The sequence below is a fragment of the Micrococcus sp. 140720015-1 genome (assembly GCF_053627595.1).
In genome coordinates, this window is the sequence record NZ_JBSEYC010000001.1 from 441,524 (window position 1) to 462,798 (window position 21,275).

Annotated in this window: 17 protein-coding genes; 13 read left to right on the plus strand and 4 right to left on the minus strand. The window is 76.0% G+C overall.

Annotation, left to right across the window (positions count from 1 at the left end; all coding sequences use genetic code 11):
* Positions 1-27: 27 nt before the first annotated feature.
* The gene (locus tag ACUXPL_RS02120; RefSeq protein ID WP_454181583.1) at positions 28-1,983 is read left to right on the plus strand and encodes a BCCT family transporter; all 1,956 of its coding nucleotides are present in this window, start codon (positions 28-30) and stop codon (positions 1,981-1,983) included.
* Position 1,984: 1 nt separating this feature from the next.
* Here ACUXPL_RS02120 and ACUXPL_RS02125 read toward each other — a convergent pair whose 3' ends face one another.
* Positions 1,985-3,418: a dicarboxylate/amino acid:cation symporter gene (locus ACUXPL_RS02125; RefSeq protein WP_251649314.1), complete on the minus strand. Its 1,434-nt coding sequence runs from the start codon at positions 3,416-3,418 to the stop codon at positions 1,985-1,987.
* A 185-nt stretch (positions 3,419-3,603) separates the two neighbouring features.
* On the opposite strand from ACUXPL_RS02125, the gene guaB reads away from it, so the two are divergent.
* The 7 genes from guaB to ACUXPL_RS02160 all read left to right on the plus strand — a co-directional run bounded on the left by guaB (position 3,604) and on the right by ACUXPL_RS02160 (position 13,654).
* Positions 3,604-5,148: an IMP dehydrogenase gene (guaB, locus tag ACUXPL_RS02130; RefSeq protein WP_101967688.1), complete on the plus strand. Its 1,545-nt coding sequence runs from the start codon at positions 3,604-3,606 to the stop codon at positions 5,146-5,148.
* A gap of 92 nt (positions 5,149-5,240) precedes the next feature.
* Positions 5,241-6,377 (plus strand): GuaB3 family IMP dehydrogenase-related protein, encoded by a 1,137-nt coding sequence (locus tag ACUXPL_RS02135; RefSeq protein WP_002857600.1) that lies wholly within the window; start codon positions 5,241-5,243, stop codon positions 6,375-6,377.
* Positions 6,378-6,424: 47 nt separating this feature from the next.
* Entirely contained in the window at positions 6,425-7,390 is a 966-nt protein-coding gene (locus tag ACUXPL_RS02140; RefSeq protein WP_454181586.1) for an SURF1 family protein, read from the plus strand.
* The gene (locus ACUXPL_RS02145) at positions 7,387-7,935 is read left to right on the plus strand and encodes a DUF3817 domain-containing protein (RefSeq protein ID WP_010080440.1); all 549 of its coding nucleotides are present in this window, start codon (positions 7,387-7,389) and stop codon (positions 7,933-7,935) included. Before ACUXPL_RS02140 ends, ACUXPL_RS02145 begins: the two co-directional genes overlap by 4 nt.
* Positions 7,936-7,957: 22 nt before the next feature.
* The gene (gene guaA, locus ACUXPL_RS02150; RefSeq protein ID WP_285170519.1) at positions 7,958-9,577 is read left to right on the plus strand and encodes a glutamine-hydrolyzing GMP synthase; all 1,620 of its coding nucleotides are present in this window, start codon (positions 7,958-7,960) and stop codon (positions 9,575-9,577) included.
* A 98-nt stretch (positions 9,578-9,675) separates the two neighbouring features.
* On the plus strand, positions 9,676-13,434 hold the full coding sequence (locus tag ACUXPL_RS02155; RefSeq protein ID WP_454181589.1) for a DUF4011 domain-containing protein: 3,759 nt from the start codon (positions 9,676-9,678) through the stop codon (positions 13,432-13,434).
* Entirely contained in the window at positions 13,424-13,654 is a 231-nt protein-coding gene (locus ACUXPL_RS02160) for a hypothetical protein (RefSeq protein ID WP_336638968.1), read from the plus strand. The genes ACUXPL_RS02155 and ACUXPL_RS02160 overlap by 11 nt, the downstream gene beginning before the upstream one ends.
* Positions 13,655-13,674: 20 nt before the next feature.
* On the opposite strand, the gene ACUXPL_RS02165 is transcribed toward ACUXPL_RS02160, so the two are convergent.
* The gene (locus ACUXPL_RS02165; protein ID WP_454181591.1) at positions 13,675-13,935 is read right to left on the minus strand and encodes an FmdB family zinc ribbon protein; all 261 of its coding nucleotides are present in this window, start codon (positions 13,933-13,935) and stop codon (positions 13,675-13,677) included.
* Positions 13,936-14,023: 88 nt separating this feature from the next.
* Positions 14,024-14,689 (minus strand): 5-formyltetrahydrofolate cyclo-ligase, encoded by a 666-nt coding sequence (locus ACUXPL_RS02170; protein ID WP_454181593.1) that lies wholly within the window; start codon positions 14,687-14,689, stop codon positions 14,024-14,026.
* Positions 14,690-14,746: 57 nt separating this feature from the next.
* On the opposite strand from ACUXPL_RS02170, the gene ACUXPL_RS02175 reads away from it, so the two are divergent.
* From ACUXPL_RS02175 to ACUXPL_RS02185, 3 genes are all read left to right on the plus strand, one after another.
* On the plus strand, positions 14,747-15,373 hold the full coding sequence (locus tag ACUXPL_RS02175; protein WP_135019763.1) for a GNAT family N-acetyltransferase: 627 nt from the start codon (positions 14,747-14,749) through the stop codon (positions 15,371-15,373).
* Between the two features lie 77 nt (positions 15,374-15,450).
* Positions 15,451-16,359 (plus strand): hypothetical protein, encoded by a 909-nt coding sequence (locus ACUXPL_RS02180; protein ID WP_454181595.1) that lies wholly within the window; start codon positions 15,451-15,453, stop codon positions 16,357-16,359.
* 22 nt (positions 16,360-16,381) lie between these two features.
* Positions 16,382-17,617 carry a phosphotransferase gene (locus ACUXPL_RS02185; RefSeq protein ID WP_454181597.1) on the plus strand — a complete coding sequence of 412 codons (1,236 nt, stop codon included), beginning with the start codon at positions 16,382-16,384 and terminating at the stop codon, positions 17,615-17,617.
* A gap of 64 nt (positions 17,618-17,681) precedes the next feature.
* Here ACUXPL_RS02185 and ACUXPL_RS02190 read toward each other — a convergent pair whose 3' ends face one another.
* Positions 17,682-19,517 carry a hypothetical protein gene (locus ACUXPL_RS02190; protein ID WP_454181599.1) on the minus strand — a complete coding sequence of 612 codons (1,836 nt, stop codon included), beginning with the start codon at positions 19,515-19,517 and terminating at the stop codon, positions 17,682-17,684.
* A gap of 158 nt (positions 19,518-19,675) precedes the next feature.
* Here ACUXPL_RS02190 and ACUXPL_RS02195 point away from each other — a divergent pair, with 158 nt between their 5' ends.
* Together ACUXPL_RS02195 and ACUXPL_RS02200 are read left to right on the plus strand one after the other, a co-directional pair.
* Positions 19,676-20,152, plus strand: a complete 477-nt coding sequence (locus tag ACUXPL_RS02195) for an NUDIX hydrolase (protein ID WP_036381048.1) — start codon at positions 19,676-19,678, stop codon at positions 20,150-20,152.
* On the plus strand, positions 20,149-21,264 hold the full coding sequence (locus tag ACUXPL_RS02200) for a glycine betaine ABC transporter substrate-binding protein (RefSeq protein ID WP_454181601.1): 1,116 nt from the start codon (positions 20,149-20,151) through the stop codon (positions 21,262-21,264). The genes ACUXPL_RS02195 and ACUXPL_RS02200 overlap by 4 nt, the downstream gene beginning before the upstream one ends.
* Positions 21,265-21,275: the final 11 nt, after the last annotated feature.

Consider the following 21,275-nt stretch of genomic DNA (forward strand, 5'->3'; position numbering starts at 1 on the left):
GTCCGGCGCGCCCCCTATGGTGTGCCCATGGACACACCCACGCCGCCCCGTCCCACCGGGTCCCACCCGACCCGGACCCCGGCCCGGCCACGGCTGCGCCGCTTCGTCCGCGAGTTCTCCTATCCGCACGGCATCCACCCGGCCCTCGTGCCGGGCGTGTCCGTGGAGGACCGCCGGGTGCGCTACGGCGTGGACCGGGTGATCCTCGCCGTCGTCGGCCTGCTGGTGGTCGGCTTCGTGGTGTGGGGCGTGCTGCAGCCGGACGCCGTGCTGGCCGTCTCGAGCGCGGCCCTCGACTGGGTGATGCTCCACGCCGGCTGGCTGTTCGCCCTGCTGGCCATCGGGATGGTGGTGTTCCTGCTGGCCCTGGCGTTCTCCCGGTACGGCGAGATCCCGCTGGGACTGGACGGGGAGAAGCCGGAGTACTCCACGGCGAGCTGGTCGGCCATGCTCTTCGCGGCCGGCATCGGCATCGGCATCATCTTCTTCGGCCCGTACGAGCCGCTGACCTACTACCTGGCCCCGCGCCCGGGGGCGTACGAGGCGGCGAGCGAGGAGGCGGTGACGGGCGCGCTGGCCCAGGCCGCGCTGCACTGGGGCGTGAACGCGTGGGCGATCTACGCGGTCGTCGGCCTGTCGGTCGGCTACGTGTCCTACCGCCGGGGCCGGGTGCCGCTGATGAGCTCGATCATCGCGCCGCTGTGCGGCGACTCCCCGCGCAGCGACTCCGTCGGCGCGCGCCTGATCGACGGGCTCGCGATCATCGCCACACTGTTCGGCACGGCGGCCTCGCTGGGCATCGGCGCCCTGCAGATCGGCCGCGGCGTGGAGATCGTCTCGGGCTGGTCGGCGCCGGGGAACACGGTGGCGCTGGGGATCATCGTGGTGCTCACGATCGGCACCATCTTCTCGGCGGTGTCCGGTGTGGCCCGCGGCATCCGGTGGCTGTCCAACATCAACATGCTGCTCGCCCTCGGCCTGGCGCTGTTCTTCTTCGTCGTCGGCCCGACGGCGTTCCTGCTGAACATCGTGCCCGGCGTCCTGATGGACTACGTCTCCTCCGCCCCGGACGCCCTCGGCGCCTCGATGGCCCAGGGGGAGGACATGCAGCAGTTCCTCTCCAGCTGGACGATCTTCTACTGGGCGTGGTGGGTCAGCTGGGCCCCGTTCGTGGGCGTGTTCATGGCGAAGATCTCGAAGGGCCGGACCATCCGCCAGTACGTCCTCGGCGCCCTGTTCATCCCGGCCGCGGTGATCGTCGGCGCGTTCACGATCATCGGCGGCACCACCATCTGGCTGCAGCGGACCCAGGGCTCCGTGGCGCCGGACGGCACGGCCGCGTCGCTGCCCGCGCCGGCGGAGATCTTCTGGGTGGTCCTGGACCAGCTGCCCGGCGGCGCGCTGGTGGCCCCGGTCGTGATCGTCATGCTGGCGGTCTTCTTCATCACGACGGCGGACTCCGCCTCGATCGTGAACTCACAGCTCTCACAGCGCGGCGCCCCGGCCCCGCGCCGCACGATCACGGTGTTCTGGGCGCTGTGCATGGCGGGCATCGCCGTCGTGATGCTGCTGACCGGCGGCGACACCGCGCTCACCGGCCTGCAGAACCTCATCACCATCACGGCGCTGCCGTTCACCGTGGTGCTCGTCCTCATGGCGGTCGCGCTCCAGCGCGAACTGGCCAACGACCCCTTCGCGATCCGTGACCGGTACCAGCGGGCCGCCGTCGAGAAGGCGACGGTGCGGGGCCTGGTGGAGTACGGGGACGACTTCGCGTTCACGGTGGAGCGCACCCCGCCGGGCAGCTGGTACGCGGCCGGCGAGGGGTTCGACTCCACCGCCGCGGAGATCACCGACTGGTACCGCCGCACGGACGAGGACGGGAACCCCGTGGACTACGACTATGTGCTGGGCGAGTACCTGGACGAGGGGGACGGGGACGGCGCGGACGGGCCCGCCGGAGCGGGCCCGTCCGGCCGCTGACTCAGGCGCGCGGCTCCGGGGTGCCGACGAGCTGGGCGCGGGAGTCGGCGGTCGCGTGGGCGCGGGCCTCGACGATCTCCTCCTCGTCCTCGCCGAAGATGTCGCCGCGCGGGGCGTCGTAGCGGTCCCGGTCGAGGATGCCCTCCTGGGAGGCCACGAGCGCGGGGATGAGGGCCTGGCCGGACACGTTGAGGGCGGTGCGGCCCATGTCCACGATCGGGTCGACGGCCAGGAGCAGGGCCATGCCCTCGAGGGGCAGCCCGGCGGTGGACAGCGTGAGCGTGAGCATCACGGTGGCGCCGGTGGTGCCGGCGGTCGCGGCCGAGCCCAGCACGGACACGAGTGCCACGAGGGCGTACTGGCTCAGGCTCATGTCGATCCCGTAGAACTGGGCGATGAACACGGCGGCCACGGCCGGGTAGATCGCGGCGCAGCCGTCCATCTTGGTGGTGGCGCCCAGCGGGACGGCGAAGGAGGCGTAGCCGGTGGGCACGCCGAAGTTGCGCTCGGCCACCCGCTGGGTGACGGGCAGCGTGCCGAGGGAGGAGCGGGAGACGAAGCCGAGCTGGAACGCCGGCCACACGCCGGTGAAGAACTGCTTGACGGAGAGCCCGTGCAGGCGCGCCAGCACCGGGTACACCACGAGCATCACGAGGGCCAGGCCCACGTAGATCGCCACCACGAACTTGGCCAGGGTGCCCATGGTGGACCAGCCGTACGAGGCCACGGCGTTGCCCAGCAGGCCGATGGTGCCGATCGGGGCCAGACGGATGATCCACCACAGCAGCTTCTGGATGATCGCGAGCACCGAGCGGGAGAACGTGAGGAACGGGGCGGCCTTCTCGCCGACCTTGAGCGCGGCCACGCCCACGACGATCGCGATCACGAGGATCTGCAGCACGTTGAACGTGGGGGAGGAGGCGAGCGCGCCGTCCTCGCCCGCCGTGGTCTTGACGGTCAGGCCGAGGAAGTTCGCCGGCACCAGGGAGGTCAGGAAGTCGAGCCAGCCGACGTCCTTGGCCTGGTACGACGCCGGCGCGGTCTGGCCGGTGCCCACGCCCGGCTGCAGCACGACGCCGACGGCGAGGCCGATGAGCACCGCGATCAGGCTCGTGATGGCGAACCACAGCAGGGTCTTGGCGGCCAGGCGGGCCGCGTTGGTCACCTGGGCCAGGTTGGCGATGGAGGCGACGACGGCGAAGAAGACCAGCGGGACGACCGTGGCCTTAAGCAGGCTGATGTAGATGCTGCCGACGGTGGCCAGCGTCTCGCCGAGCCAGGTCGGGTGCTCGGAGGTGTGCCCCGTCGCGCGGGCGATCAGGCCCAGGACGAGGCCGAGGACGAGGGCGGCGGCGATCTGCCAGCCGAAGTTCGACGTCCAGGCGGGGAGCCGGCGTCGGGGCGCCGGTGCGGGGGAGGACTGTGCGGAGCTCATCCGGGGAGGGTAGGCGCTCCAATACCACGACGCCGAAACGGATTGCGCCATGTGACGTCGTGGTGACGCCCGTCTCGCCCCCGCGTGGCCCGGCGCGGAGGCCCTGTGACGTGGCCCGCACCCGGGTCGCCGGTTTGACCCCCGGGCATAGAATCGCGGAAACACCCGTCCCGAAAGGCGCCTTCGTGACCAACACCAGCACCGGTCCCAGCCCCGAGCCCGTCCACTCCTCCTCGGATCCCTTCGGCTTCTTCGGCCTCACCTATGACGACGTCCTGCTGCTGCCCAACGCCACCGACGTGATCCCCGCGGACGCGGACACGGGCACCCGGCTGACCCGCAACATCCGCCTGAACATCCCCATCGTCTCCGCGGCGATGGACACCGTGACCGAGGCCCCGCTGGCCATCGCCATGGCCCGCCAGGGCGGCATGGGCATCATCCACCGCAACCTGTCCATCGAGGACCAGGCCCGCCACGTGGACACCGTGAAGCGCTCCGAGTCGGGGATGATCAAGGACCCCGTGACCATCGGCCCGGACGCCACGCTCGCGGACCTGGACGAGCTGTGCGCCCAGTACCGCGTCTCGGGCCTGCCGGTGGTGGCCGAGGACATGACGCTGCTGGGCATCATCACCAACCGCGACACCCGCTTCATCCCGCGCGAGGAGTGGGCCACCCGCACGGTGGACACCGCCATGACCCGCATGCCGCTGGTCACCGCGCAGGAGGGCGTCTCGCGCGCCGAGACCATCCGCCTGTTCTCCCAGAACCGCGTGGAGAAGCTGCCGCTCGTGGACGACGCGGGCCGCCTGACCGGCCTGATCACCATCAAGGACTTCGACAAGGCGGAGCAGTACCCGGACGCCGCGAAGGACGACGAGGGCCGACTGCTCGTCGGCGGCGCCGTCGGGTTCTTCGGCGACGGCTGGGAGCGCGCCATGGCGCTCGTCGAGGCGGGCGTGGACGCCCTCGTGGTGGACACCGCGAACGGCCACACGCACGGCGTGCTGGACATGATCGCGCGCCTGAAGAAGGAGAAGGCGGCCGCGCACGTCGACGTCATCGGCGGTCAGGCCGCGACCTACGCGGGCGCCAAGGCGATCGTCGACGCCGGCGCGGACGCCGTGAAGGTGGGCGTGGGCCCGGGCTCGATCTGCACGACCCGTGTGGTGGCCGGCGTCGGCGTCCCGCAGATCACCGCCATCTACGAGGCGGCCAAGGCCACGCGCCCCGCAGGCGTCCCGCTGATCGCCGACGGCGGCCTGCAGCACTCCGGTGACATCGGCAAGGCCCTCGTGGCCGGCGCCGACTCGGTGATGCTCGGCTCCCTGCTGGCCGGCACGGCCGAGTCCCCGGGCGACCTCGTGTTCTACCAGGGCAAGCAGTTCAAGACCTACCGCGGCATGGGCTCCCTGGGCGCCATGCAGACCCGCAACGGCACGCGCTCCTTCTCCAAGGACCGCTACTTCCAGGCGGACGTGCCGGACGAGGACAAGCTGATCCCCGAGGGCATCGAGGGTCAGGTGCCCTTCCGGGGCCCGATCGCCTCGGTGGTCCACCAGCTCGTGGGCGGCCTGCGCCAGACGATGTTCTACACGGGCGCCTCCACGGTGGCCGATCTCAAGGAGAACGGCCGCTTCGTGCGCATCACCGCGGCGGGCCTGAAGGAGTCCCACCCGCACGACATCATGATGACCGTCGAGGCCCCGAACTACCGTTCGCGCTGACCCGCACGTCGGGTGCGGGGGAGCCCCCGGACGGGGCGGCGTCGACGACACGGTCGGCGCCGCCCCCGTGGTGCCTGGGCTAGGCTGGCCCGGTGACGAACCAGATTGAGATCGGCCGCGGCAAGCGCGGCCGCCGGGCCTTCTCCCTCGACGACGTGTCCGTGGTGCCCGCGCGGCGCACCCGGGATCCCCAGGACGTCAGCCTCACGTGGCGCATCGATGCCTACACGTTCGACATGCCCGTGATCGGTGCGCCCATGGACTCCGTGATGAGCCCGGAGACCGCCATCGCGATGGGGCGGCTGGGCGGTCTCGGCGTCCTCAACCTCGAGGGCCTGTGGACCCGCCACGAGGACCCGCGCCCGCTGCTCGAGGAGATCGCCGCCCTCGAGGCCGGCCCGGCCGGGACCGAGGCCACCCGCAAGCTGCAGGAGGCCTACGCGGCCCCCATCCGCCCCGATCTGATCACCGAGCGCCTCGCGCAGATCCGCGAGGCCGGCGTCGTCGTCGCGGGCTCGCTGACCCCGCAGAACACGCAGGAGTTCTACCGCACCGTCGTGGCGGCGGGCGTGGACCTGTTCGTCATCCGCGGCACCACCGTCTCGGCCGAGCACGTCTCCTCCACCCAGGAGCCGCTGGACCTCAAGCAGTTCATCTACGAGCTGGACGTGCCCGTGATCGTGGGCGGGGCGGCCGGCTACACGCCGGCCCTGCACCTGATGCGCACCGGCGCGGCCGGCGTGCTCGTCGGCTTCGGCGGCGGGGCGTCCACCACCACGCGCCGCGCCATGGGCATCCGCGTGCCGATGGCCACGGCCATCTCGGACATCGCCGAGGCGCGCCGCGACTACATGGACGAGTCCGGCGGCCGCTACGTGCACGTCATCGCCGACGGCGGCGTGTCCACCTCGGGGGAGATCGTCAAGGCGATCGCCATGGGCGCGGACGCGGTCGTCCTGGGCGCCGCCCTGGCCCGCGCCACCGACGCCCCCGGCGGCGGCTGGCACTGGGGCCTCGAGGCCGCCCACCCGGAGCTGCCGCGCGGGCACCGCACGCACGTGGGCCAGGTGGCTCCGCTCGAGGAGGTCCTGTGGGGGCCCGGCCGCCACGCGGACGGCACGTCCAACCTGATGGGCGGCCTGAAGCGCGCCATGGCCACCTGCGGCTACACCGAGCTCAAGGACTTCCAGAAGGTGGAGGTCCTCGTGACCCCCACCCAGACCGTCTGATCCCCGCCGCCGCGTGGCGGCACCCCGACCGGAAGAGTTGATACGGCGTGCTGCGCACCGCCCTCAAGCCCGTCTGGCTGGCCACCCTGGTGCTGGCCCTCGTGGCGGCCGCGGTCTTCGTGGCGCTGTCCAAGTGGCAGTTCGAGTCCGCGGAGACGAACGCGCCGCCGCCGCGCACCCAGACCGAGAACGCCGTGCCGTTCCTGGAGCACGTGCGCCCCTACGAGGCCCTGCTGGGCTCGCAGGCCGACCAGGTGGTCACGGTCGAGGGGGAGTTCGTGCCCGGCACGGACGTCCTGGTCGGCCCACGCCTGCTGAACGGCCGCGACGGCTACTGGACGGTCACGGCCCTGCGGGTGGTCGGCGCCCCGGACGGCGAGGTCGTCCCGGTGGTCCGCGGCTGGTCGGCCGACGCCGACGTCGTGGACCCCGCGCCCGCCGGGCAGGTCACCGTCACCGGACGCCTGCTGCCCCCGGACGGGCCCCTGCCGCGCGAGGCAGCGGCCGAGGACACCGCCGACCGGCTCCTGTACCGCAGCCTGGCCCCGGCCCAGCTGGTGAATGTGTGGGACGAGCCGTCCTATGCGGCGTTCGTCGCGGCGTTCGAGATGGTCGACGCCGCGGGCGCCGAGACGGGCGCGGCCGGTCCCGGCGGGCTCGAGCCGGTGTGGGTGGCCCCGCAGCCGGAGGAGACCCAGGTCATCTGGCTCAACGTCTTCTACGCCGTGGAGTGGATGCTCTTCGCCGGCTTCGCCCTGTTCCTGTGGTGGCGGTTCGTCCGCGACGACCACGTCCGGGACGAGCACGAGCGCCGGCTCGACGAGGAGTGGGCCGCGCAGTGGCGCGCCGAGGAGCTCGAGCGGCGCCGGGCGGCCGCGCGCGAGGCCAAGGAGCGGGCCGTCGCGGCGCAGGCCGCGACGCACCCCCGCCAGGACCACGACGACGACGGGGCTGCGCGCCCCGACCCCCGCGACCCGGGCCCCCGTGGGCCCCGAGAGGAGCAGAGCCGATGAGCACCCAGCACCCCGGCCCCCAGCCGGTGGACCCGGCGAGCCTGCCGGATCCCGAGGACATCACCGAGGCCGACCTGCCCGAGCCGCCCCCGCGGCCGGGCCGGGAGCAGCGCCGTTTCGCCGGCACCCAGCAGCAGATCCGCTCCGCCACCCGCCTCTACGTGGTGTGCGCGTGGATCACCGGCATCATGCTCCTGCTGCTCGTGGCGGAGATGGTGCTGAAGTACGGCATGCACGTGGAGCTCTACGCGGGCGGCACCACCCTGGACGGGGACGCCAACGGCCTGGGGCTGCACCCCACGGACAGCGTGACCGGGGGAGTGAACCTGTCCCTGTTCATCCTCATCGCCCACGGCTGGATGTACGTGGTGTACCTGCTCGCCTCGTTCCGCCTGTGGTCCCTGATGCGCTGGGAGCCGCTGCGCCTGCTGGCGATGGCCGGCGGCGGCGTCGTGCCGTTCCTGTCCTTCGTGGTGGAGAAGCGCATGACCCGCGTGGTCCGGGACGAGCTGCACCGCTTCCCCGACGCCGCGCGGCGCTACTGAGCGCCTCGACTATCCTGGACGGGTGACGCAGAACGCCCCCCACCCCGACACCCCCGCCCCGCTCAGCGACGTGATGCCCACGGTGCTGGTGCTGGACTTCGGCGCCCAGTACGCGCAGCTCATCGCACGTCGTGTGCGCGAGGCCAACGTCTACTCCGAGGTCGTGCCCGCCTCCACCCCGGCGGCGCAGATCCTGGAGCGCGAACCCGCGGCGCTGATCCTCTCGGGCGGGCCGTCGTCGGTGTACGAGCCCGGCGCCCCGCAGCTGGACCCGGCGCTGCTCGAGGCCGGGGTGCCCGTGCTGGGCCTGTGCTACGGCTTCCAGTCGATCGCGCACGCCCTCGGCGGCACCGTGGCCAAGACCGGCACCCGGGAGTACGGCTCCACCCGCCTGGACTCGGTGGATGCCGACTCCGTGCTGTTCGCGGACCAGGACCTCGAGCAGGTCGTGTGGATGTCCCACGGGGACGCCGTGACGCAGGCGCCCGAGGGTTTCGCCGTGACGGCCTCCACCGCGGGCGCCCCCGTCGCCGCGTTCGAGGACCGCGAGCGCCGCATCTACGGCGTGCAGTGGCATCCCGAGGTGGGCCACTCCTCCCGCGGCCAGCGGGTGCTCGAGCAGTTCCTGCACGTGGGTGCGGGCCTGGGCGCGGACTGGACGGCCAGCGGCGTGATCGAGGAGCAGGTCGAGCGCATCCGTGAGCAGATCGGGGACAAGCGGGCCATCTGCGGCCTGTCCGGCGGCGTGGACTCCGCCGTGGCCGCGGCCCTCGTGCAGCGCGCCATCGGCGACCGCCTCACCTGCGTCTACGTGGACCACGGCCTCATGCGCGAGGGCGAGTCCGCCGAGATCGAGCAGGCCTTCGGCGAGGCCCACGGCGGCGCCCGCCTCGTGATGGTGGACGCGCGCGAGGACTTCCTGTCCGCGCTGGCCGGCGTCACCGACCCCGAGGCCAAGCGCAAGATCATCGGCGAGCGGTTCATCCGCACCTTCGAGAAGGCGCAGGCGGACATCGTCCTCGAGTCCGAGCACGACCCGGACGCCACCGAGGTCCGCTTCCTCGTGCAGGGCACGCTCTACCCGGACGTCGTCGAGTCCGGCGGCGGGGACGGGGCGGCCAACATCAAGTCCCACCACAACGTGGGCGGCCTGCCGGACGACATCGAGTTCGAGCTGTGCGAGCCGCTGCGCGAGCTGTTCAAGGACGAGGTCCGCGCCGTGGGCGCCGAGCTCGGCCTGCCCGAGGGCATCGTGCACCGCCAGCCGTTCCCGGGCCCGGGTCTGGGCATCCGCATCATCGGCGAGGTCACCCAGGAGCGCCTGGACCTGTTGCGCCGCGCGGACGCGATCGTGCGCGCCGAGCTCACCGCGGCCGGGCTGGACCGCCAGATCTGGCAGTGCCCGGTGGTGCTGCTCGCGGACGTGCGCTCCGTGGGCGTGCAGGGTGACGGCCGCACCTACGGCCACCCGGTCGTCCTGCGCCCCGTCACCAGCGAGGACGCCATGACGGCGGACTGGGCGCGGATCCCGGACGACGTCCTGTCCCGCATCTCGAACCGCATCACCAACGAGGTCGACGGCGTCAACCGCGTCGTGCTCGACGTGACCAGCAAGCCGCCGGGCACCATCGAGTGGGAGTGAGCGGCGCGTCCGGCGCCGCATCCGGCCGCCCCTGACCGGGGCGGCCGTCCGCACGAAGACCGCCTGGACCCAGGCGACGGAGGAAGGACCGCACGCACGTGACCGAGCAGGAGTTCCCGCGCCTGGCCCGCGCCCGCGCCGCCGCACGCCCCGACGAGGGGCAGACCCGCCCCGACCCGGCCGCCTGGGTGTCCTCCCTGGGCTCGGGCGCCGAGAACGACACGATGCTGCGGTTCGCGCCCTCGGCGGCCAACAGCATCGACCTCACGGAGGCGAACTCCTCCGGCGTCTCGCAGCTGCTGCTGGGGCGGCGCACCCGCCTGTCCACCCTGCTGCCGGCCGGCCCGGAGCTGGACGCGGCGCACGAGGTCTCCCTCGGCCTGCGCGCCAAGGTCCGCGAGCTGGCGGAGGAACGCGGCATCGACGTCGGGGCGCTCGCCGTGGGCGTGGCCACGTGGACGGCTGAGGAGGACGGCCGGCGGGAGCGCCGCTCCGCCCCCGTGCTGCTGGCCCGCGTGGCCCTGACGGTGCGCCGCGGCGCCCGGGGCCGGGACGAGCTGGAGGTCCAGATCACCGAGCCGGCCCGCCTGAACCCGGCGCTCGTGCGGAATCTGCGCCGGCACCACGGCATCGCCCTGGACCCCGAGGCGTACCAGCAGGCCGCCTACGCCACGGCGCGCCTCGAGCCCGCCCCCGCGTTCGCCCGCCTGCGCGAGGAGACCGCCGCGATCGCGGACCTGCACATCGAGGACTGCCTGCTCGTCTCCACGTTCGCGGACCTCGGGGAGACCGCCTCGCTGCCCGCCTCCCTCGAGGATCTGCCCGTCGTGCAGGCCCTGTACGACGCCGGCACCGGCATGGTGCCGCGCCCGGCGGCACTGCAGCCCACGGGCGCGCCCGCGGAGGACGACGTCGCCCCGGCCGGCGAGCACCTCGTCCTGGACGTCGACGCCGCCCAGGCGCGTGTGCTCGAGCACGCCGCGGCGGGGGAGTCCCTCGTGGTGGCGGCCGCCCCCGGCACGGGTCAGACCCAGACCGCCGCCGCCCTGGCCGCACGCCTGGCCTGGGAGGGCCGGCGCGTGCTGGTCGTGGCCGAGCGCTCCGCCGCCCTGGCCGATGTGCTCGACCGCCTCGAGGAGGCGGACCTGCGCTCGATCGCGCTGGATGTGCCCGCCAACGCGGACCCCGAGCTGCTCCGCCGCCAGCTCGTGCAGGCCGTCCTGCGCTCCGAGCGGGCCGTGGACCCCGACACCGCCCGGGACGAGGCCGCACTGACCGAACGGCGGCGCCGGCTGCAGGAGCACGTCGGCTCGCTGCACCACGTCCGCCCCCGCTGGGGTTGCTCGCCGTTCCAGGCGATGCAGGCCCTGGCCGCCCTGACCGGGCTCGAGACGCCGCCGGCCACCACCGTGCGCCTCAAGCGCTCCGTGCTGGACTCCACCGTGAATCGGCAGGCCGTGGGCGAGCAGCTCGTGCGCGCCGGGGAGCTCGGCGCGTTCTCCGCCGCCGCCACCGAGAGCCGCTGGTTCGGCGCCCGCGTGCGCAACGTGCAGGAGACCGAGGCCGCCTCGGAGCTGGCCGACGAGCTGGCGGCCGCCCTGCACACCACCCGGCGCGCCGTGGACACCGCCGCCGCCCAGGCCGGCCTGCGCCCCGAGCGCACGGTGGCCGGCTGGGCGGAGCAGGCGGACCTCTACCGCCGCGTGGCCCGCACCCTCACCGAGTTCACCCCCGAGGTGTTCTCCCTCGACGTGCCGCAGCTGGTCGCGGCGACCGCCACCAGCGCGTGGCGGCGCCTCCACCTGGTCGAGATGTCCTCGGTGGCCCGGTCCCGCCTGCGCCGCGCGGCGAAGGACGCGGTCCGCCCGGGCGTGCAGCCCACGGACCTGCACGGCGCCCTCGTGGACGCCGCCGCCGTCCTGGAGGACTGGAACCGCCACGCCGCCGAGCCGGGCACGCCCCCGCAGGTGCCGGACCAGGGCGAGCACGTGATGGGCCATGTCGGCCAGGTGCGCGAGCACCTGCGCCGGCTCGAGGGCGTCCTCGCCCCGGAGGCCGTGGCCGAGGGGCCGCTGGACGAGCGCGACGTGGACGATCTCGTGGCCGCCGTCGACGGGCTGGTGGCGGACCGCGACACCCTGGCCACGCTGCCCGAACGCACCCTCGTGCTGGACAGCCTGCGCGACCACGGCCTGGCGGAGCTGCTCGAGGACCTGCGCGAGCGCGAGGTGCCCACCGAGGCCCTGACCGCCGAGCTCGAGCTGGCGTGGTGGCAGTCCGCGCTCGAGGCGATGATCTCCGGGGACGACTTCCTGGCCATGATGAGCGGCACGGACCTGGCCGAGGTCGAGCGCGGGTTCCGCGACCTGGACCGCGCCCATCTCGAGCGCGGCGGCGCCCGGCTCTCCGCCGCGCTGGCCGCGCGCTGGCGGGAGGCGCTGCGCACCTATCGCGCGGACGCGGCCGTGCTGCGCACCCTGCTCAAGCAGGGCAGCCCCACGGTCGAGTCCCTGGCCACGATCACCCCCGAGCTCCTGCAGCCGCTCGTGCCGGTGGTCACCACCTCGCCCATGGCCCTGTCCGAGTTCCCCCCGGAGTGGCGCGCCGACGTCGTCGTGCTGCTGGAGGCCGACGCGACCGCCCTGGCCACCGCGATGGGCGCGCTCACCCGTGCCCCCCAGGTGGTGGCCCTCGGCGACCCGGTGATCGGGCGGCCGCAGTCGTTCCAGGTGTCCGTGGACCCGACGGCGACCGCCGGGCCCCTGCGCCCGCTGCGCTCGGCCCACGACGCGCTGGACGAGGTGCTGCCCACCCTGCCGCTGCGCACCGTGCACCGCCCCCTCGAGCGGCGCCTCGTGCGCCTGCTCTCCGCGCTCGCCTATGACGGCGCCCTGGACGCGCTGCCCACCGCGGGCGAGGCCACCGGCCGGGATCGTGCCGTCACGGCCGAGTACCTGCCCGAGGGCACCGGCATCCCGATGACCGGCGGCGACGTGGTCGAGTCCACGAACGCCGAGGTCGCCCGCACCGTGGAGCGCGTGTTCGAGCACATCCGCGACCGGCCCGAGCAGTCCCTGGCCGTGGTCACGGTGTCCGAGCAGCACGCCCGCCGGGTGGCCGCCGCCGTGCAGGCCACGGCCGCGCAGGCGCCGTGGGCCCACGAGTTCCTCGCCCGGGGCCGCGGCGAGGACGCCGCCGACGCCGAGCCGTTCGTGATCGTGCCGGTCGTGCGCGCCGCCTCCGTGGTGCGCGACGCCGTGATCCTCACCCCCGGCTACGGCCGCACCCCGCACGGCCGCGTGGTGCACCACTTCGGCGCCTTCTCCGACCCGGACGGCGAGCGTATGGTCACGGTCGCGCTCACCCGCGCCCGCCGGCGCCTGCACCTCGTCTCCGCGCTGCGCGCCGCGGACCTGGACGAGGACCGGCTCGACGGCGGCGCCCTCTGGTTCCTGCGGCTGCTCGAGGCCTACCTGGGCGACGACGCCGCGGACCCGGTGGGCATGGTGGGCGATCCGCTGCTGGCCGATCTGCGCGACCGCCTCGAGGAGCACGGCGCCCGCGTCCTGCCCCGCTGCGGCGGCGTCATGGACCTGGCCGTGCTCGATCCGCGCGCGGACGAGGCGCCCCGCCCGCTGGCCCTGGCCGGCGACGGCGGCGAGGTGTACCGCGCCCTCACGGTGCGGCAGCGCTCGCGGACCCTGCCCGAGGGGCTCGAAGCCCGCGGCTGGGAGCCCCGGACCCTGTGGGCGATCGACGTGTTCGCGGACCCGGAGTCCGTGGCCCGCGAGCTGGCCGATCGGCTGGGCGTGGAGCCGGCGGACGAGACGGACGAGACCGACGACGATGTCCGCTGACGGCGCGCCGCGCCGCCGCGGCCCGCGCCGGGCGGACGCCCCGGGCACCGGCCCGGCCGCCGCCGACGGTCGCGAGCCGCGCCTGCCCGGGATGCCCCGGCTGGCCGGGACGTCGCCGGCGACCACACCGACCGGACATGGGGCCGGGGTCGAGTCCGGCCCGGCCGAGGCCGAGCGCGACCGCTGGCTGCGCGAGCAGCGCCCGCCCCACTGGGGCTGAGCCGGCCCGATCCGGCCGGGTCAGTCCGCGGCGGCGGAGGACGAGGACGACGTCGACGACCCGGCGGCCGAGTCCGAGGTCGATCCGCCGGCCGGGCCGGTGCCGGAGCGCGAGTCGGTCCGGTAGAACCCCGAGCCCTTGAAGCTCACGCCGACCGAGCCGTACTGCTTGCGCAGGACGCCGCCGCACGCGGGGCACTCGGTGAGGGCGTCGTCGGTGAAGGCCTGGACGACGTCGAAGGCGTGGCCGCAGTCCTTGCAGCGGTAGGCGTAGGTGGGCATGCTCAGCTCCAGCTCGCTCGGGGCGCGCCGGGGCGCGCGGTTCTGGGGGGATCCGACCCCCGATGCTACTCCGCGCCGTGGGGCGGGCTCAGACCCAGCGCAGCCCGGCCGCGGTGACGACGCCGTCCACGGGCCGGTCCGTGGGCTCGGCGGGGATGGCGCCCGCCGGCAGCAGCTCGTCCTGGAACACGAGGGCCACGGTGGGCACGGCCTGCGGCAGCTCGGCGAGGACGCGGTCGTAGTAGCCCCCACCCTGGCCCAGGCGCATCCCGTCCTCGGCCACCGCGAGCGCCGGCATGACCACCGCGGTCGCCGCCGCCAGCGCGTCGGTCCCGAGCCGTTCGCCCACGGGCTCGTCCACGGGGGCGTTCGCCGCGCGCGTCGTCGCGACGTCCGGGTGCCACGGAGCCCAGCTCAGGCGTCGTTCCGGCTCGATCACGGGGACGAGCACCCGCGCCCCCGCGGCCAGCAGGCGGGTGCGCAGCACACCGGTGTCCGGCTCGGTGGCCATCGGCAGCACGGTGGCCACCACCGGGGCGGTCCCGTCCGCGGTCGCCGCGGCCACGCGCGGACCCAGCCACGCCCACAGGTGCCCGACGGCGGCCGCGGACTCGGCGGCTCGGCGCGCGGGGGAGCGGTCGCGGCGGGCGGCGCGCAGGCGGGCACGCAGGGCGGCCTTGGCGTCCACGACGTCGTCGACGCCGGCGACGGGGCCCGTGGCGGCGGGCTCGGGCACGGGAGGGGGAGTGCGCATGTCCCCATGATGCCCGCCGCACCGGTGCCGCGCCCGGCCGCGCATAGGATCGACGCCATGTCCTGGCAGCGTTCCCCCTGGCCCGTGACCCTGCGGCACGGCACCCTCGCCCTGCGGCCGCTGCGGCGGCGGGACCGGGAGGCGTGGGAGGAGCAGCGGGCGCACAACCGGGAGTGGCTGACGCCGTGGGACGCCACGAGCCCCGTGCCGGGCGCGGGCCCGGCGTCGTTCGGGCAGATGGTCCGCTGGCACGGCCGCCAGGGCCGGGACGGCAGCGCCTACACGTGGGGCATGGTCCTCGACGACGACCGCCCGGACCGGGACCGTCTGGTGGGGCTGCTGTCCCTGGGCGGGGTCCAGTACGGCTCGGTGCTCTCCGGCTCGATCGGCTACTGGATCGACCGTCGCGAGGCCGGCCGGGGGCTGACGCCGACGGCCGTGGCCATGGCGACGGACTGGGCGTTCCGCAGCGCCGGTCTGCACCGGGTCGAGGTCAACATCCGCCCGGAGAACGCGGCCAGCCTGCGGGTCGTGGCGAAGCTCGGCCTGCGCGACGAGGGCCTGCGGCGCGCGTATCTGCACGTGGACGGCGCCTGGCGGGACCACCGGACGTTCGCGGTGACCGCCGAGGAGGTCCCCGACGGCCTGCTGGCCCGGTGGCTGGCCACCCGGCCGCGCCCCTGAGCGGCCCGGCGGGACACGCCGAGTGCGGACACGCCCCGATGGCCGGGCCGGTCCGCCCGCGGCGCTAGGCTGACCGCATGGACGAGACCACCGCGCCGACGAGGGCCGTGCAGGCCGCGCTCGACGCGCTGGCCGACGCCCGGGTGAGCGCGTCGCTGGTCATCGTGGCCCTCGTGGCCTTCCTGGCCTGGCGGCTCGTGCTGCGCCGCCATCGTCTCGCGTCCGCCCCCGCCCGCCCGTCAATGCCGAGGTCCTTCATGCACCGCCTGCAGAGCTCGCCCGCCGTCCGTGCCCTGACCGCCCGGTTCTCGGGCCGCCTGAGTGCCGCCGCCGACGCGGCGCGCGCCGCCCGCGGCCGGACCGGCCTGCGCATCCGGTGGGGGCGCACGGCGCTGTTCCTCGCCGCCCTCGTGGCCCTGCTCGTGTTCCTCGTGGCCGGGGTCGCCGCGGCGTTCGGCGCGGGCACGCTGTCCCTGGCCGGCTGGTCCCTCCTGTTCGCCGTGGCCGGGCTGGCCGGCCTGCGGGCCCTCGCGGTCCGCGACCGCTCCCGTCGCGCCCGGCCCGCCGCCGTCGTCGTTCCGGAGCGCCCCGCCGCCCCGGCGGCCGAGGAGCGGCAGGCCCCGCCCGCGGACCCCGAGCGGGACCGCCGTGTGCTGGAGACCGTGCTGGCCTTCGAGACCGAGGCGCCGCGTCCGGCCGCGCCCGCCGTGCCCCGGGTCGAGCCCGTGGTGGTGACCGCCTCCGCCGTCGCCCCCGCAGCGGACCGCGCCGTGACCATCCCCGCGGTGCCGCGCCCCACCTACCTGGACGCCCCGGAGATGGCCCGCCCCCTGCCGGTGCCGCTCGAGACCCCCGCCCCCACCGGCGCGGACACCCGGCTCCAGGACGCCGCGCGCACGGCGGACGATCAGATCAGCGCCGCCGCCGAGCAGGACATCGCCGCCCTGGACCTGGACAACGTCCTGGCGCGGCGCCGGGCCTGCTGAGCCCCGCCGGGCGGCCGCGCCCGTGAGCATCGACCGAGCCGCCGCGCGCCAGGCCGTCCGCGCGTCGGGCGAGCGCTGGCTGCGCACCCGTGCCGACGCCCTCCACCTGCAGCGGGGACGTCGGCTCGCGCGCGTCCTGGACCTGGACGTGATGACCGGACGCGCGGGCGACGCCCGCGTGCGCTCCCGCACCCTCGTCCTCGCCCGCGACCCCCGGCACCCCGCCGCCCCTGCCGCGGCGTGCCCGCCCGTCCCGGGCGAGCGCGGGATCCTGGAGGACGGCACCCTGTGGTGGTGGGCCCCCGCCGACCCCGTCCTGCCGGGCCTCACGCTGACCGCCGACCCGGACGCGCTCGCGGCCCTGCTCGGCACGGCGCCGGGCCGGGCCTGCCTCACGTGGCGCGGCTACCGGCCGCGGGACCGCGCGGTCCTGGCCGTCGAGGCGACCGGCGACGACGGCGTCGTGGCCCGCACGTTCCTGAAGGTGCTCCCGCCCGCGCGCGCCGCACGGGTCGCCCGGTGCATGGCCGCGGCGGGGGCGGCCGGGGTGCCGGTGCCCGCCGTCCTCGCGGCGCCGGAGCGCGGGGTGCTCCCGCTCGCGAGCGTGCCGGGCCTGCCCTGGCGGGCGCTGTTGGCCGGGCCCGAGGCCGCCGCGCTCGACCCCGCGGGGGTCGCCGCGCTGCTGGACCGGCTGCCGCCGGTGCCCGAAGAGCCCCCCGGCCCGGCGGGCCCCACGGCCGGGGCGGCCGGGGGCGCCGACGCGGGCGACGGCGGACCCGCCGTCCTGCTCGAGCACGCCACGTGGGCCGCCGCCGTGCTGGACCCCGAGGCCCAGGACGAGACCGCCGCCCGGGCGGACCGGCTCCGCGGGGCGCTCGCGGCCGGGGATCCCGGCCCGCGCGTGCCCGTGCACGGCGACCTGCACCCGGGGAACCTGCACGTGGACGCGGCGGGGGAGCGGATCACCGGCGTGCTGGACGCCGACGACCTGGGCATGGGACACCGCGTGGACGACTGGGCCGTCCTGATCGCCCACCTCGAGGCGGGCGCCGTGGACCTCGGCGCCGGCGGCGCCGCGCTGCGCGCCGTGGCCGCACGGTTCCGGCGCCACGCCCGCACCCAGGTCGACGAGGTGGCGCTGGCCGCCCGCGTCGCGATCGTCCTCGCCGCCCTCGCGGCCCAGCCGACCGCGCCCCGCGCCGTACGGTCCGCCCGCCGTGCCGCCGCCGACGCCGCCCTGGCCCGCGTCGGCCTCTGACCCGCGACGGCTGCCGCCGCCGTCGGGCCGGGCCGCAGGGCCGGGCCACCCCCTCGAGCGGCGGTCAGTTCGCGCCGAGCCCCTCGCGGAGCGCGTCGAGCTCGTCCCGGACGCGCGCGGCGCCGTCGTGGTCCCCGAGGGCGGACAGGCACTGGTGCAGGCCCGTGAGCGCCCCGAGGCGCACGAGCGTGGAGTCGGTGGAGTCGCACACCAGGCGGAAGAGCGTCGCGGCCTGCTCGGGGCTGCCGTCCTCGGCCACCACGTAGGCGGCGAAGAGCTCGGCCTGCGCGGCGCCCTCGCGGTCCCCGGCGGCGGTGAACAGGTCGGCGGCCTGCAGCGCGGCGGCGATCGCCTCCGGCCCCCGCTCGAGCGACCACAGGGCCCGGGCGCGGGTGTCCGTGTAGTCGGCCACCTGCCAGTCGGCGCCGGCGTCCCGCACGAGGGCGAGCGCCTCCTCGAGGAGGTCGAGGCCCTCCTCCTGGCCGGACTCGCACAGCAGGTACCCGTGCGCATGCAGCGCGGCCGGCAGCACCGCCGGGTCCTCGTCCACCGCCTGACGCGCGGCCGCGACCGCCCGCTCGAACAGGTCGAGGGCGGAGGGCCGGGTGCGTTCGTCGCGCTCGCGGTTCACAAGGGCGCCGGCGGCCAGGAGCGTGCGCGCGGCGTCCTCCCACTGGCCGTGGGCCTCGAACAGGCCGGCCGCCTCCCGCCACAGGGGCAGCGCGTTCTCGGCGCGGTCCTGGTCGTGGTGGGCGTGGCCGAGGTCCACGAGGGCGCGGGCCTGCTCGACGTCCCGGCCGTGGGTGGCCTCGCGGCGCACCAGCCGGGCGAGCAGGGGCTCGGCCTCGTCGGCGCGGCCGGCGAGCACGAGCTGGTGCGCCCACCAGTAGCTCAGGCTCGAGGCCTCCGGCGCCTCGGCCTTCTCCGCGTGCACGGAGGCCAGCTCCCACGCGGCCACGGCGACCTCCTCGTGCCCGTCGAGGTCGCCGGCCACGCGCCCGGCCAGGGCCGCCGCGGAGGCGGCGCCGCGCCGCAGCCCGACCGAGGCCATCCGCTCCGCCGCCTCGAGCGCCAGGTCGAGGGCGGCCGTCGGACGGTCCAGCTCGTGGGCGGCGATCGCCCGCACCGTGGTGGCGGAGGCGAGGACGGCCCGGGCGGCGGGCAGCGCGGTGACGACGGCGGCCGCCGCGTCCGCCTCAGCGTGCTCGCCCCGCCACAGGTGCAGGCGGGCGAGCAGCAGATGCGCGCTGGACCACGAGCCGGTGGGCAGCAGGGCACCGGCCGCGCGCAGCCCGCCCAGGACGGCGATGACGCGGCGGGCCAGCTCGAGTGCGGCGTCCAGGTCCCCGGTGTGCACGCGATGCACGGCCAGCGCCAGGGCGGCCTCGGGCAGGACGGTGTCCCCGGGGTCCTCGCCGGGAGCGCCCGGCTCGTCCTCCACGACGCCGGCCAGCACCGCCGCCTCGACCGTGTCCGGATCGCGCACGAGGGCGGCACCGAGCTGGGACTCGAGCCCCGCCTGCCGGGGCCGGCCGAGGTGGCGCAGCAGCGCCGCCCGGGCCTCCACCCAGCGGGTCAGGGCGGCCTCGTCCCCGACCTGGCCTGCGGCGACGGCGAGCGCCCGCAGCAGGGCGAGGCGGACGTCGTCCTGACCGGGCACGAGCGCGGCGAGGCCGGAGTCGGCGAGGCGGGCGGACTCCCGGGGCTCGTCGCGCAGCGCGGCCTCGAGGGAGAGCTCCCACCAGCCGCGGGCGTCCAGGGCGGTCGGGGCGTCGGGCGCCGCAGTGCCGCGGGCCTGCCGGAGCAGGGCGCGCACCCGGTCCAGGGCGGCGTCGACGGCCGGCTCCACGGAGCCGCCGGAGGGGTCGTCCCGGCGGGGCGGGTCCTGCGGGGTGTCCACGGGCGCTGCTCCTTCCGGGGGCGGGACGGGTGGTCCTCCAGCCTAGGGCGCGGGTCGGTGGGCCGTGCCGCTGTTCGCGGTGGGCGGTGCTCGTAGACTGGCCGGGCCCCGGCGTCGCCCGCCGCGGGCCGTCCCACCGCCGCCAGGAGCCCGCAGCCATGAGCACCACCCCCGCCGCCCCGGACGCCGCCGGAGCGCACCCCGCCGGCCCGTTCCAGACGCGCGCCGGCGCCTACGCCCTGATCGTGGACGGCGGCCGCGTCCTGCTCAGCTCGTGGCAGGGGCCCGAGTTCCTGCAGTGGACGCTGCCCGGCGGCGGCATCGAGCTCGGCGAGAGCCCGGAGGAGGCGTGCCTGCGCGAGGTCTGGGAGGAGACCGGCCACACCGCCGAGCTCACGGGCCTGCTGGGCGTCACGACCGGGACGATCCCGGTGGAGAAGCGCCTGCGGGGCGAGCCGCTGCCGCTGCTCACCGTGCAGGTCCTCTACACCGCCCGCATCACGGGCGGCGTCCTGCGCCCTGAGGTCGGGGGATCCTCGACGGACGCGCGCTGGTTCGACCTCGCGGAGCTCAGCGGGCTGCGCACCGCCTCCTGGGTCACCGAGGCGCTCGCCCGTGCCGGGGTGGCCGCGTGAGCCGCCCCGCGGCCCTCGCCGCCTCCGCCCTCGTGCTGTCGCTGGCCCTGGGGGCGTGCGCGACGCAGGCGGACGCCCCGCCGACGCCCTCGGCGTCAGGCGCGCCGATCACGGTCGTGCACGGCGGCGAGGGCCTGGAGGCCGCCGTCGCGGCGGTCCTGGCCCGTCACCTGCGCCTGCACGGCCACGCCGTGGCGGACGAGGACGGCGTCGCCGTGGAACAGCCCGCGTGGTCCGCCGCCGGCGGGGACACGGTCGCCGTCGTGGACACCCTGGCCCTGGCCGCCGCCGCCGACCCCACAGCGGCGCTGCCGTCCCCGCCCACGCCGACGCCGACCGGGACGGAGGCCGGCACGTCCACGGGCACCGTGCCCACCCCCTCGGCCACCGCCTCCACCGCCGCCCCGAGCCCCACCGCGCTGCCCGTCGGCGACCCCGCGGCGGACGCCCCGGCGGCCGGGCGCGTCCTCGAGACGCTGCTCGCCGAGGAGACGGCCGCGGCGGGGACACCGCAGGACGAGGCCCCGGCGGCGCTGTCCTCGTCGGCGGGCGTGCTGCGCCTGACCGCGGTCGTCACCCAGACGACCGCGGCCCGGCTCGAGCTCGAGTCGATCACGGACCTCAACGGCCGGTGCGAGTCACTCGCCGCCGTCGCACCCCCGGCCCTGACCTCCGCGGCGGACGCGGCCGCGGCCGCGGCCCTGCGCGTCCGCCTGGACCGGCTCGCCGGCTGTCGTCCCGAGACCTGGCTGGCCGACACCGAGGACCCGGCCGCCGCCGTCGTCGCGGACGAGGCCCAGGTCGCGCTGCTGACCAGCACGGATCCGGAGATCGACGCGAGCACGCTCGTCCCGCTCGAGGACGACGGCCGCGTGCTCCCCGAGGGGCGACTGACCGCCGTCGGCTCCGCCGCGATGCTGGACGACGACGCCGAACGGCGCATCGCCGAGGTGATGTCCGCCCTCGACGGCGACGGCCTGCGGGAGCTCGAACGGCTCACCACGGGCGACGACCCGCTCCCGCCCGCCGAGGCCGCGCAGTACTGGCTGGTGGACCATGGCCTGGAGGACGCGCCCGAGGACTGGTTCGTGCCCCGCGGCTCCTGGTTCTGAGCCCGCGCGAG

Coding starts and splice junctions, on each gene's coding strand:
- ACUXPL_RS02145 (WP_010080440.1), top strand. CDS start 7,387: ATGAGCACCCAGCACCCCGGCCCCCAGCCGGTGGACCCGGCGAGCCTG.
- ACUXPL_RS02120 (WP_454181583.1), top strand. CDS start 28: ATGGACACACCCACGCCGCCCCGTCCCACCGGGTCCCACCCGACCCGG.
- ACUXPL_RS02160 (WP_336638968.1), top strand. CDS start 13,424: ATGTCCGCTGACGGCGCGCCGCGCCGCCGCGGCCCGCGCCGGGCGGAC.
- ACUXPL_RS02180 (WP_454181595.1), top strand. CDS start 15,451: ATGGACGAGACCACCGCGCCGACGAGGGCCGTGCAGGCCGCGCTCGAC.
- ACUXPL_RS02170 (WP_454181593.1), bottom strand. CDS start 14,689: ATGCGCACTCCCCCTCCCGTGCCCGAGCCCGCCGCCACGGGCCCCGTC.
- ACUXPL_RS02125 (WP_251649314.1), bottom strand. CDS start 3,418: ATGAGCTCCGCACAGTCCTCCCCCGCACCGGCGCCCCGACGCCGGCTC.
- ACUXPL_RS02175 (WP_135019763.1), top strand. CDS start 14,747: ATGTCCTGGCAGCGTTCCCCCTGGCCCGTGACCCTGCGGCACGGCACC.
- ACUXPL_RS02195 (WP_036381048.1), top strand. CDS start 19,676: ATGAGCACCACCCCCGCCGCCCCGGACGCCGCCGGAGCGCACCCCGCC.
- ACUXPL_RS02165 (WP_454181591.1), bottom strand. CDS start 13,935: ATGCCCACCTACGCCTACCGCTGCAAGGACTGCGGCCACGCCTTCGAC.